Here is a 12,471-nt window from a genome sequence, read left to right as displayed (position 1 = left end):
ATCTTTAATTTCAATATAATTATATTTAAAACGAACTTTCGTATCAGGATAAAAGTCATTTCCGGTATAGCATCCTGTTAAATCTTCTGGCTGTTTAAGGTTCATCCAAACATCATTGCTATAATTCATGAAATTTTCTAAGGCTTTCTTTTCTTCAGGATTTTTTAAATCATAATTCCCCGTTCCGTCTTCACGTTTTAATACAATAACATTTATTTGTAAAGTAATAGGTTGTAAATCGTTGGTTATTGTAAAATTTTTTATTGATGATTCATCTGTAATATGAACAACTTTTGCATTTGTGACTATTTGAGAATCTGGATAAATTAAACCACCTTGTTGAGCAGTACAAGAAAATATAGAAATAACAATAAATAAACTAAATAATGTTTTCATAAATAAAAAATTGTATGTTAAGTTACAACTTTTTAATTTCTTCAATTGTCATCGTTTTAGATTTTAAATCAATTAATTGTTGGGCAGACTTTTTCATCCATTCAATATCTTCATTCGTTTCCTCGTTGTTTAAAATAACTTCTATTATTCCTTTATTGTTGTTCATCCATGGAAGTAAATAATAATTCAAGACATCTTTGTAAGATTTTTGATGATGAAACTCTTGCCCTTTATTAGTTTTTAAAACAAGTTGTTTTGCTGTATAATAATAGAATGGTGTTGAAAATATAAGCACTGAAACAATAGTTGTATGCTTCGGGAATCTTGTAATAAAATAATTTAATCCAATGCTCGAAATAATCAAAAAACTAAGATTGAAATTTAAGAAGAAAACATAGTTGTCACTTACAGCATAAATAGTAGAAAATCCAAAAACAGGCAGCCCAAAAATAATTAAAAAAAGTAATATTTTATTTTTGAAATAATCTCTAATAGGTATAAATAATAAGAAAATATTCATCCACCAAAAGTTGTAAATTAGATAACCAAAAGCTTTAACGAAGTCTTTTATGTAACTTAAAAAATCTTTTTTCAAAGAATCAGAAACCCATGATTTATCTGAGGAAGATAAAACGTTTTTAATTGATTCGTTATGAACGATTGGATAAATGTATAAAGATGCTAAGAATATAATAGGAATAAAAAGGTAATAACCAAATGTCTTATTTTTTGTATTGTCATAGGCTAAATAACATAAGTAAAAGTATGAAGGAAGTAATAAAATTCCTTGTATATGCGCAAAAAAGCTAATTCCTAAAATTATACCAGCAAATAGAATATTTATAGGTTGTTTTTGTTGAATAAATTTTAAAGAGAATAAACAATATAAAGTTATCCAAATTAAGCAAAATGTATATACTTCGATATTTTCTGTATTTTTCCAAAACGTAAAACTAAAACCGAATGCAATCGTTCCTAATAAAGCAATCCATTTTTTTTTAGTAATAATTTGAAGGATTATGAATAAAATATTTAGAACCACAATTGCTGAAATAATATTTACCCAACGTCCAATTTCTATTGTACTAAAATCAGGAAATAGTTTGTAAATAAGAATTGTAAAGTTTTGATATAAAAAATGTGTAATGGAATACGTCTCAAGATTGAATTGATTGGCTTCAATGTCCAAAATTTTTCCTGCAGAATCTCCGAAAGTAATTTTACTAAAACTTCCTAAACGATAAATAATCAAGAAGAATAAAGTTACAAATAAATGGTAAAAAATTTTTATCATAGAAAGTTTTTATAACAAGTGAAATAATGTGTTGCCGCTCTAAAACTTTCATTAAATTCTTGAACACCTTTCAAACTTGAACCTTCGAAATCTAAATAAATATTTTTATTAGAATATTTTTTTATAATAAAATCTACAATAAATGTATTGTAATTTATCTTACCATTAGGAAGTTTGGCGTTACATAATTGTATTAATCTTTTATCAGAAATAAGATAAAAAGAGCTGGCTAAAACTTGTTGATTTTCTTCAATAGAAATTGTAATTGATTTTTCCTCTTCTTGTAGTTTATTAACAAGTTTTACTAATTTTTTGAGTTGTAATTCTTTCTTTATATGCGAATAGTTTTTATCAAGTAAGTCGATAAAATCTATGTTTTTGGAATGTTGACAAATCTTATAATTTTCAGGTAAACCAGTTTTTATTTCTTGTTTTCTATTTTTACGAATAGTTTTGAAATAAATGTTATAATCAAAATTTAAATTCAAAACCTGATTCACTCTTTTTTCTCCCTTCGGCTCAAACATTTCTGTATTTTCTTCATTAAAAGAATAAGCTCTCACTAAATTTCGGTGTAATTTATTTTCAAAAAGTTGAAAGGTTTCTTTCGATAAATTTTCTTGATGAAAAACACCTAATTGTTGACAATAAATAGGCTGTGTAATAAATTTAAACCCAATTTTTTTCACAAAAGGCAAAGGCATTATTGCTTCATAATCATTCAAAACATAACAATCCCAATTGTTTTCAACCAAAACATCTAAATAAAAAACTTCCGCATAAATACGATAGTTCACCGATTTATTTAAACATTCGGTGTATTTATTAACATCTAATTTTTTTCGTGAAACTCGCTTTATCATTTGAAAATACTTTCATAAACTTTTCGCCAATCAGCCCAATTTTCAGTTAGATTAGATTGATGAAACAATGTTATAAACGTACCGTTGACGTTTTTAATTGTTTGCTTCAATGTTTTTAATTCATCAATAGCTTGTTGTGGTGTTAATAGTAAATAGTTTTTCAACGTAACATCCATAGCAACAAAAGGATAGATTGTTAACATTGTTTGTTGATTTGTTGATAAGTCAAACCATTTGAAAGGAGTAGAAGTCCCAGCTCTAAACCCAATCTGATGCGGGAATCCCATCGTATAATCTTCTGAAATTTCATTTATTAACAATTGTTGATAAGTGTAAGGAAAGCTCAATTTGATGAAATGTTGGCGAGATGATTTAACGGAATTATTTGTAATCGATTTTAAACGAGAAATTTCTGCTGTTAATAACTTAGCATCTATATTGGATTGATAAGACGGGTGAATCCCAATTTTGGCCCAATTCGAAATAGTGCGGATTAATTCCTGTTGTGTTTTATTTTTCCAATGATGATTTTTATCAAAAGAAGAATAATCGCCCAATAACCAAAAAAAGATGGTTTCGATTTCATGTTTCTTAGCTAACCCTTTTAAATAATTATAGGTGTCATACGGATCTTTTTCTTGATGTGTTAAAACATTGATTTGCTTCTTGGCTTCATTGATATTTCCCTTAATAATCTTTTTGAAAAGCGAACCATATTTTATCGTTGAATTATGGTGCAAATACTTCCATGCATAATCAACATCATGTGTAATGATTTGTTTAAAAACTCTTTTTTTAAAAGAAATTTCAGGATATTTAGTTTGTATTTTTTGTTGAATATCAAGACAAATTTCATCAACAATTGGTCGAGAATAATCTAAATCTGAACCTAAAAATCGATTATGTTGATCAAATTGTTCAGTTTTCGCATTATATTCTTCGTAACGTGAAAGCCAGTAAAATGATTTTCCAATTTCATTCAATTTAGAATAATCAACATTTTCTTTAATATTAGTTTCGAGAAAAATATCATTTACGTTGAAATTGATTTCGTCTTCTAAAGTTTGATTCGAAAAATTAATTTTGGGTAAAAAAGAATTGGAAAATTCTTCAAAATTGGTTGTTATGTTGTAGTCAATTCCAGAAAATTCACGAAAAATGAAATCAAATATGTAATTGATTCGATTAGTGATTTTTTCAGTATATATGATGACTTTTGAATTCAAAATAGTGATGCAATAATCCTTAAAGATATCAAATTAGGCCTTCATCCGCAAACGAATAAAAATCTTTTTGAGAAACTATAATATGATCCAGTACTTGTATATCCAATAACGTAGCGCCTTCTTTTATTTTTCGAGTGATTGATTGATCCGCTTGGCTTGGAACGAGATTTCCTGAAGGATGATTATGAGAAAGTATGATTGCGGTTGCCATTAATTCTAAAGCACGTTTAAAAATTACGCGAATATCAACGGCAGTTTGTGTAATTCCACCACGAGAAATCTGTTCTGTTTTGATGATTCGATTACCTTGATTAAGAAACATAACCCAAAATTCTTCGTTTGGTAAATCGCCAATTTGTTGTTGAAGAATGGTAGCGGCATCTTTGCTTGATGTTATTTTATCTCGTTCCAAAACTTCTTGCGAATTTCGTCTGCGTCCAATTTCCATTGCTGTGATAATTGAAATAGCTTTTGCTTCGCCTATACCTTTAAATTTGCATAAATCTTCAATCGAATATTTAGCTAATTCATTCCAGTTTTTATTAGCGGAGTTTAAGATGCGTTTTGCTAACTCTACGGCTGATTCATCACGGTTTCCGCTCCCCATGATAATCGCTAATAATTCTGCATCAGACAAAGATGAACGTCCTTTTAAAGCTAATTTCTCTCGTGGTCGGTAATCTTCGTTCCAATTTTCGATGGAGTTTTTATTATCTTAGTAATCAGTCATCGTTTTCGCCAAGTTTTATATAGGTATAATAAAAACCGTCATTAAATTCTTCGTTAATCCCAAGTGTATTTTGATCTACCTGAAAACTTTTACCCATCGAAGGGTTTCCATTTGTGTAAATCATGGGAACAAGTTCTGTCGTATGAATACTTTTGCCTTTCGCTATAGTGTATGTTGTACGATTGGTTTCTTTACCATTAATTATTGTAATCATTTCGGTTGGTGTGAATTCTAAAACTGTAACCATATTAGTTGGTGGAAGTTGTTCGCGACCTATTATTCCTCCCGAAAGCTTTACAAGTTTCCACCTTCCAATTAAATCTGAGTGCTGTATATGTTCTATTTCTTGTGTGTTATTTGTGGTTGCATTTTTAGATGATTGACAACTGTATAAGGCAATAAATGCAGTAAATATGATGAAATAGAGTTTATTATTCATGTTTTAAATTTTATTAAATATAATAAAAAAAGCTCGAACATAATTGTCCGAGCTTGATATTTAATGAAATAGATTTATTATTTGTTTACTTTTGCCCAAGTATCTTTTAGGGTTACAGTTCTGTTGAAAACTAATTTATTTTCAGAAGAATCACGATCCAAAGCAAAATATCCAATGCGTTGAAATTGGAATTTATCTTCTACTTTAGCGTTTTTCAGCGCTGGTTCAGCGAATCCATTTTTAACCGTTAATGAGTTTGGGTTAACAAATTGTAAGAAGTCAACATCTTTCTCTGCATCCGGAGATTCTACTGTAAATAAGCGATCGTATTCGCGAACTTCGATTGGAATATTTTCTGTTGCAGAAACCCAATGTAATGTTCCTTTTACTTTACGTTTAGACGCTTCAGTTCCACTACCAGATTTTGTTTCAGGATCATAAGTAGCGAAAATTGTTGTAATGTTTCCTTCAGCATCTTTTTCAACTCGTTCTGCTTTAATAAAGTAGGCACCTTTCAAACGAACTTCGTTTCCTAATGATAAACGGAAGAATTTTTTAGGCGCTTCTTCCATAAAATCTTCACGTTCAATATAAATTTCACGAGTAAAAGGTACGATGCGAGATCCCGCAGTTTCATCTTCTGGATTATTCTCAATTTCTAATTCCTCAACTTGTCCTTCTGGATAGTTTTCGATAATTACTTTAACTGGATCAATTACAGCAAAAACACGTGGTGCGATTTTATTTAAATGATCACGAACAGAGAATTCCAATAACGAAATATCCAATACATTATCACGTTTTGCAACACCAGCAGTATTCCAGAAGTTCTTGATAGATTCTGGTGTGTACCCACGACGACGTAAACCTGAAATAGTTGGCATACGTGGATCATCCCAACCTGTTACAACTCCTTCTTGTACCAATTTCATTAATTTACGCTTACTTGTAATCATGTACGAAACATTACCACGAGCAAATTCGCGTTGTTTTGGTTTTTGAGGTTGATTCGGTAACTCAACATTATTCGCATACCATTCATATAAATCACGGTGATTTTTGAATTCTAACGAACATAATGAATGTGAGATTCCTTCGATATAATCAGATTCTCCATGTGTCCAGTCGTACATCGGGTACATTTTCCATGTATCGCCAGTACGGTGATGAGGACGTTTTAAAATACGATACATCACAGGGTCACGCATATTCATATTCGGAGAAGTCATGTCAATTTTTGCACGTAAAACATGTGTTCCTTCTTCAAATTCGCCTGCTTTCATTCGTTCGAAAATCGCTAAATTTTCTTCAACAGAACGGTTTCTATAAGGAGATTCGATTCCAGGTTCAAACGGTGTTTTACGTTGTTCATTAATTACTTCCGAAGATTGATCGTCGATGTACGCTTTTCCTTCTTTGATTAATTGAACAGCCCAATCGTAAAGCTGCTGGAAATAATCAGAAGCATAACGTTCTTCAGCCCACTCGAAACCTAACCATTTCACATCTTCGCGGATAGAATCTACGAATTCTTGTTCTTCTTTGTCAGGATTAGTGTCATCAAAACGTAAGTTTACAGGCGCATTGTAACGTTGTCCTAAACCGAAGTTTAAACAGATTGCTTTTGCGTGCCCGATGTGCAAATAACCATTTGGTTCTGGTGGGAAACGAAAACGTAAATTTTCTTTTGGCATCCCATTAGCTAAATCATCTTCAATGATTTGCTCGATAAAATTCAATGATTTTTTTTCTTCTTCCATTTTTAATTACGATTGAGTTTGCAAAGGTACAAAATTGACAATAAAAATAGAGGGATTGTTTTTTAATTAAGTCTTTTTGCTTTAAAATTTTCAGCAAGAATAAAAGCTTGTCCAAAACTGTAATTGTCAGGAGCGATTAAATCATTTCCAAAAAATAAAAGTTTTAGATTTGATTTAATAGGTTTGCTTATTTCTTCCATTTCATATGTTAAATTCTCTGATTCACAAAATAATCTAAATTTATGAAAGAGAGATTTCGGAAAAGTGATGTATCGTTTGTTTAAGTTATTTAGATTCATCCATAACCCAGTTTCTTTTTTGAGAAAATTATGAATTTTACCTAACAGAATTGGATTTTTATCAGGAATTTTATCTAATTTGATTGTAATTTGAGCTTCTGTATGATATTTAACAAGAAAATGATTAGTATATTCTTTAATTCGAAAAAAAGGGGTTAATGAACAATGATTAAAATTTTTATAATCAATGACATTTTCTGCTTTTATTTCCCACAAGTGATCATAATTATCGTATCGGACTTGAATAATTAGTTCTATTTTAGAGTTAAAAGCATCGAATTGTAAAGACATCAAATGAATATGTCCGTGGAATGGAGTGGAATTAGTAAAATGAATAAGTTCTTCCATTTATTGAAAATATTAATAAATGAAAGATAAGGATTTACCCCAAATAAATTTCTAATAAACCATCAGGAATATTAATAAGCATTGCTTTTTCTTCACGATTTACTTCAAGAATCCATTCGTCAATCATCGGAATTAGGATTTCTTTTCCGTTTGCATCCACTTCGAAATAAGCTTGAGCAGCAGAATCGTTGACAGATTTTATCGTTCCAACTTCTGTATTTGTTTGGTCGTAAATCGTAAAACCAACAATTTCGTGGTAATAAAAGTCTGTTCCAGAAAGTTCTGGTAACGATTTTAGAGGTAAATAAAGTTCACGATTGATTAACTTGTCGACTTCTTCGTCTTCAATATCTTCAAACTTTACTAATAATTTTGTACCTTGATAAGGCTGAGAGGTTTCAAAAAAAAATGGAACCAGTGTACCATCTTTCTCGATGAACACTGCTTCCAAAGTATCGTATAATTCTGGTTCGTCGGTGTCCAAATGAATGATTAAATTACCCTTGAAACCGTGTCTCTTTGTAATTTTACCTAAATAGTAGCAATCATTTTTTGTCATCTGGAACTTCTCTGAACTTAAAAATTATTCTTCTGTAGCAACTTCTTCAGTTGTACCTTCTGCTTCTTCAGCAGGAGTTTCTTCTGCTTGTGCAGCAGCTTCAGCTTCCTGAGCAGCTTTTACACGCGCATCATTAACAGCTTTTTCAGCTTCTAATGCAGCAGCTTTAGCAGCAGCAGCACCTGAAGTTAAACCGTCTTTTTTAGCTTGAACTTTTGCATCTTTAGCTTCTAACCAAGCTTCAAAACGTTTTTCAGCTTCTTCTTGAGAAAATGCTCCTTTAGCAACACCACCTAATAAGTGTTTTTTCATGTAAGCACCTTTGTAAGATAATAAAGCTTTAGCAGTATTAGATGGCTCAGCACCTGTTTGTAACCATTCTACAGCTGAATCAATGTTTAATTCAATTGTTGCAGGGTTAGTAATTGGGTTGTAAGTACCTAATTTTTCGATGAAACGACCATCACGTTTTGCTCTTGAGTCAGCAACTACGATGTGAAAGAATGGTTTTCCTTTACGACCATGTCTTTGTAATCTAATTCTTGTAGCCATAGTATAACTAATTATTTGGGGAACTCGTCCCGTTTTACAAATTTGAGGTGCAAATATACAATTTTTTTATAAATAATTCTTTTAAAAGTGATGATTAAATTAATTCTGAAGATTCAAGTTTGTTGAATAACGATTCTGATGTACTTTTAAACTCGAAAATATTTTTTAGCATGAATAAAAAAGACATACTTGCTCAAACACAAGCTTATATCAAGAAAACCTTTTTAGATGAAGGAACTGGACACGATTATTTTCATATCGAACGTGTAGTAACGAACGCTAAAAAGATTTTAGAAACTGAAGATGCAGACCCTTTTTTAGTCGAATTAGCTGCTTGGACACATGATATTGGTGATTATAAATTGCATGATGGAGTAGATAAATCTGAAAAGTTAATTAAAGCGTTTTTAGCATCTATTCAGGTTGAGGAAGAAACGATTGTACGTATTTTAGAAATTGTTTCGCAAGTTTCGTTTAGTAAAGGAAATAAACCAACAACAATAGAAGCAGAAATAGTGCAAGATGCTGATCGTTTGGATGCAATTGGAGCTGTCGGAATTGCACGTTGTTTTGCTTATGGTGGGAGCGTAGGCAGCATTTTGTATAATCCGTATGATAACTCGAAAGATGCATCAAGTGTACAACATTTTTATGATAAATTATTTAGATTAAAAGATTTGATGAACACTAAAACAGCAAAACAAATTGCAGAAAAACGTCATCTATACATGGAAAATTTTATTCAAGAATTTTATCAAGAAGTTAAATAAATCAATAATGAAACAAATAATTACAACGTTTTTAATGGTGTCAAGTTCTATCGTAGGATTTGCACAAGAAACATTTCAATTCAAACTGAAATTTCACCCAGAATCATCCTATCAAATGGACATGGATATGCAGATGAACATGCAGATGCAAATGGCAGGTGACGAAAAACTTTCGAATGAATTGAGTCAAGTGGAAACTAAAATGGACATGAGTTTTCAAACTTTAACGGTTACAAAAGAAATGGATAAAGAAGGTGATTTACCTTTCGAAATTTTTTACAAAAAGTTAGATTCTAAAATGAATGTCAATGGACAAGAAATTCCAATGGATCAAGATGCTATAACAAAAGAATTGTTAAAAATCAAGATTAATGGTATTGAGAACGAGAAAGGAAGACAATATTCATCGGATGAAATGACAGGGGATTTATCGAACATGAAAGATTTGTACGATAATATGATGAATTCGATGTCTATGTTTATGATTTTTCCAAAAGAAACTTTTAAGATTGGGGATATGCACGAAGTGATAATTCCTTTCAAAATGCCTTTGCAACAAGGTGTTGATATCGAGATGAATATTAAAGGAGTGTATAAATTACTAAAAATTGCAGATGGAAAAGCTTATTTTGATGTAGAAATGACTTCTGTTGGTAACATAAAAATGCCAAGTCAGTTAAATATTAACTTTGACGAGTACAAATTAAACGGAAGTTTAACGATGAATGTTTTCGATCAAAATATTAACGAATCAACTTTTTCTGGACCAATGAGCATGACAATGGACGTAAATAACATGAAAATTAAAATGATTTCTCAAAATAATTACCGAACTAAAACATCAAAATTGTAACTTTCTATCTTTTATTAGAATACCGAATGAAATTAACGTCTCTTTTTACTTATTTGTTTCTCTTTTTAATGTGTAGTTGTGTTTCTGTGGAGAAATACAATGCACATATTGATAAAAAAATCCCAGCAAATAAGCTAAAGAAAGACGTTGATTTTGCCTACAAAAAACTAAAAAGATATCATCCAAAATTGGATATGTATCTTGCTCAAAATGAATTAGATTTTAAATTTGATAGCTTAAAAAAGACCCTTACAAAATCATTGAAACCAAATGATTTTTACATTAAGTTTTTTCCGATTTTTGAAAGTTTAGAGCACGGACATACATATATTTATCCGATTTATAAACGATTGAATAAAAAGGAAATAAAGCAATACAAAGATTCAAAGTCAGCGTTTAATGATTATAGTTTCTTTTGGAAAAATGATTCAGTTTTTTTGGTACATGATCAGTCTAAAATAAATCCAATAAATCCTGGTTCAGCATTAGTTTTTATAGATAATATTCCAACAAAATATCTATACGATAAATACAAAAAAAGCATTTTTGGCGATGGGAAAAACACCACTTTTACAGATAATGTATTCAACCGAACATTTTTGAATTATGTTACATTAGAGCAGGGGATTAAAGATTCAGTCGAACTTACTTTTTTAATGGGGAATAAACCAATCCGAAAAAAAACATTTAGGACTTATCCCAAATCAAAAGAAACTGAGAAAAAGAAACTTCCAAAAATCACCAAAGAACAAAAGCAAATCGACCGAAAAGTTCGAATTAAGCAAAAAACATATGGATACTCCAAAAATTCGGCAGCTTATTCCAAAGATTTATCTTTTCCTACGAACGACAGTACGATTGCAGTGCTAAAAGTAACCGATTTTAGAAAAGGTAAGATACAAGAACTATATAAAGAAGTTTTTACAGATATCAAAAATCATAAAGTTCAAAACTTGGTACTGGATCTTCGCAATAACGGGGGCGGATTCATCAAAGATGCACATTATTTGTATGCGTATTTGGTCGATGATTCGAAGTCTTTTTTAGGTGAAAAAATTGTTGCCAATAAGACTTCATTTGGAAAATCATTGTACAATATTTTTCCCACTTATACCTACCCCTTACTTTGGTTGGGGTCTGGTTATACCTACTTTGCAACATCCAAAAACTCGGACAATGAATACGAATTAAACATACCTTTCTCGTTTGTAAAAATAGACAAATCGCTTATTTACAAAGGGAATTTGTATGTGATGATCAATGGAGGATCGTATTCCGCTTCTTCGCTTATTTCGGCGAATCTTCAACTCAAGAATCGTGCATTTTTTGTTGGAGAAGAAACTGGAGGCGATTTTAATGGAACGGTGGCTGGTTTGATGCCTAAGTTTACGTTACCTCATTCAAAACTACAAATGTCGGTGGGAACAGTTTATCTTTCGCCTATCGAAAAGCGAGAAGAAATGGGACATGGTGTATATCCTAATCAAGAGATTAAACCAACTTTAGAACATAAAATAAAGCGAATTGATCCCGAATTAAACTGGATTTTGAACGATATCAAAAAAGAAAATGCAGTATACAATAAGGTATTACAAATAGAAAATCATCTACTTAATTAAGCAGATGATTTTTATGTTTTGGGCGTTCGAGCGGGCTTTCCGTTTCAATCTTTGCTCTACAGCAAAGGATTTCCACTGCAATACCTAACGCATTTTATTTTTTGTTGAAACTACAAAAAATAAAATTTTGTATCGTATCAAATGGCGTTATGTGATCTATCGTAAAACATTCTATTTTTTCAAAATCAGAAGCAAAGGTAGATGTTAACGAAATTTCATCGTTTTGCTTAATTTCTAAACCGCTACATTTCAAAGGTCCATTTGTTGAAAAAGTTCCGATAACCATTTTACCTTTCACCGCTTGCGAAACTAAATCTTGGTATTTTTTGATGTCATTATCTTCTGTTAAAAAATGAAAAACAGCTCTGTCGTGCCATACATCGTATTGTTCTGTAGGTTCGAATTCGGTGATATCCGCAACAATCCAATTCACTTTTTTAGCTTTATCGCCCAAACGTTTTTTAGCTTTTTCTAATGCATTTGCAGAAATATCCAAAACCGAAATATTTTCGTATCCTTCTTCCAATAAAAAATCAACTAATTTACTTTCTCCACCGCCAACATCAATAATTTTTGCTGTTTTATCCACCGAAAATGATTGAATAAAATTTAAAGAAGTTTCGGGTTTTTCTTGTGTCCAACTAACTTCTTGTGGAGTTTTTACGTCATATATATGTTCCTAATGAGCTTTTTTATCGTTATTCATTGTTTCTAAGTTCAACAAATAAGTGCAACTCAAATTAAATCATTGGGGGCTAGCCCC

The 12,471-nt window shown here is 30.8% G+C and carries 13 protein-coding genes and 1 pseudogene; 3 read left to right on the top strand and 11 right to left on the bottom strand.

Annotated elements, in window-relative coordinates; translation table 11 throughout:
• From Q0616_RS11675 to Q0616_RS11630, 10 genes and pseudogenes are all read right to left on the bottom strand, one after another.
• Positions 1–396 (bottom strand): annotated as a pseudogene (locus tag Q0616_RS11675) (hypothetical protein); the annotation flags it as partial.
• 22 nt (positions 397–418) lie between these two features.
• Positions 419–1,690, bottom strand: coding sequence for a glycosyltransferase family 39 protein (locus tag Q0616_RS11670; RefSeq protein ID WP_298777069.1), 1,272 nt, complete (start codon positions 1,688–1,690; stop codon positions 419–421).
• The gene (locus Q0616_RS11665) at positions 1,687–2,553 is read right to left on the bottom strand and encodes a hypothetical protein (protein ID WP_298777068.1); all 867 of its coding nucleotides are present in this window, start codon (positions 2,551–2,553) and stop codon (positions 1,687–1,689) included. The genes Q0616_RS11670 and Q0616_RS11665 overlap by 4 nt, the downstream gene beginning before the upstream one ends.
• The gene (locus Q0616_RS11660) at positions 2,550–3,779 is read right to left on the bottom strand and encodes a polysaccharide deacetylase family protein (protein WP_298777067.1); all 1,230 of its coding nucleotides are present in this window, start codon (positions 3,777–3,779) and stop codon (positions 2,550–2,552) included. Before Q0616_RS11660 ends, Q0616_RS11665 begins: the two co-directional genes overlap by 4 nt.
• A gap of 28 nt (positions 3,780–3,807) precedes the next feature.
• On the bottom strand, positions 3,808–4,479 hold the full coding sequence (gene radC / locus Q0616_RS11655; protein ID WP_298777071.1) for a DNA repair protein RadC: 672 nt from the start codon (positions 4,477–4,479) through the stop codon (positions 3,808–3,810).
• 22 nt (positions 4,480–4,501) lie between these two features.
• Entirely contained in the window at positions 4,502–4,948 is a 447-nt protein-coding gene (locus Q0616_RS11650) for a hypothetical protein (RefSeq protein ID WP_298777066.1), read from the bottom strand.
• 77 nt (positions 4,949–5,025) lie between these two features.
• The gene (locus tag Q0616_RS11645) at positions 5,026–6,708 is read right to left on the bottom strand and encodes a glutamine--tRNA ligase/YqeY domain fusion protein (RefSeq protein ID WP_188319292.1); all 1,683 of its coding nucleotides are present in this window, start codon (positions 6,706–6,708) and stop codon (positions 5,026–5,028) included.
• Between the two features lie 62 nt (positions 6,709–6,770).
• On the bottom strand, positions 6,771–7,355 hold the full coding sequence (locus Q0616_RS11640; protein ID WP_298777064.1) for a hypothetical protein: 585 nt from the start codon (positions 7,353–7,355) through the stop codon (positions 6,771–6,773).
• Positions 7,356–7,389: 34 nt separating this feature from the next.
• The gene (gene rimM / locus Q0616_RS11635) at positions 7,390–7,914 is read right to left on the bottom strand and encodes a ribosome maturation factor RimM (RefSeq protein WP_286483865.1); all 525 of its coding nucleotides are present in this window, start codon (positions 7,912–7,914) and stop codon (positions 7,390–7,392) included.
• 24 nt (positions 7,915–7,938) lie between these two features.
• Positions 7,939–8,466, bottom strand: a complete 528-nt coding sequence (locus tag Q0616_RS11630) for a 30S ribosomal protein S16 (RefSeq protein WP_171623802.1) — start codon at positions 8,464–8,466, stop codon at positions 7,939–7,941.
• 170 nt (positions 8,467–8,636) lie between these two features.
• Between Q0616_RS11630 and Q0616_RS11625 the strand changes: the two genes are divergently transcribed.
• The 3 genes from Q0616_RS11625 (at position 8,637) to Q0616_RS11615 (ending at position 11,708) form a co-directional block, all read left to right on the top strand.
• Positions 8,637–9,236, top strand: coding sequence for an HD domain-containing protein (locus Q0616_RS11625; protein WP_286483863.1), 600 nt, complete (start codon positions 8,637–8,639; stop codon positions 9,234–9,236).
• 7 nt (positions 9,237–9,243) lie between these two features.
• Complete coding sequence (locus Q0616_RS11620) at positions 9,244–10,089, top strand: hypothetical protein (protein WP_298777063.1); 846 nt, start codon at positions 9,244–9,246, stop codon at positions 10,087–10,089.
• Positions 10,090–10,175: 86 nt separating this feature from the next.
• Positions 10,176–11,708: a S41 family peptidase gene (locus Q0616_RS11615; protein ID WP_298777062.1), complete on the top strand. Its 1,533-nt coding sequence runs from the start codon at positions 10,176–10,178 to the stop codon at positions 11,706–11,708.
• A 94-nt stretch (positions 11,709–11,802) separates the two neighbouring features.
• Here the strand turns inward: Q0616_RS11615 and Q0616_RS11610 are convergent, their stop codons facing one another.
• Positions 11,803–12,297, bottom strand: a complete 495-nt coding sequence (locus Q0616_RS11610; RefSeq protein ID WP_366940323.1) for a class I SAM-dependent methyltransferase — start codon at positions 12,295–12,297, stop codon at positions 11,803–11,805.
• Positions 12,298–12,471: the final 174 nt, after the last annotated feature.

The sequence above is a fragment of the uncultured Empedobacter sp. genome (assembly GCF_937930195.1).
In the GTDB taxonomy this organism is placed as follows: Bacteria; Bacteroidota; Bacteroidia; order Flavobacteriales; family Weeksellaceae; genus Empedobacter; species Empedobacter stercoris.
The sequence above is the reverse complement of the archived record's forward strand: the minus strand, read 5'-3'. Positions and strand labels throughout refer to the sequence as shown.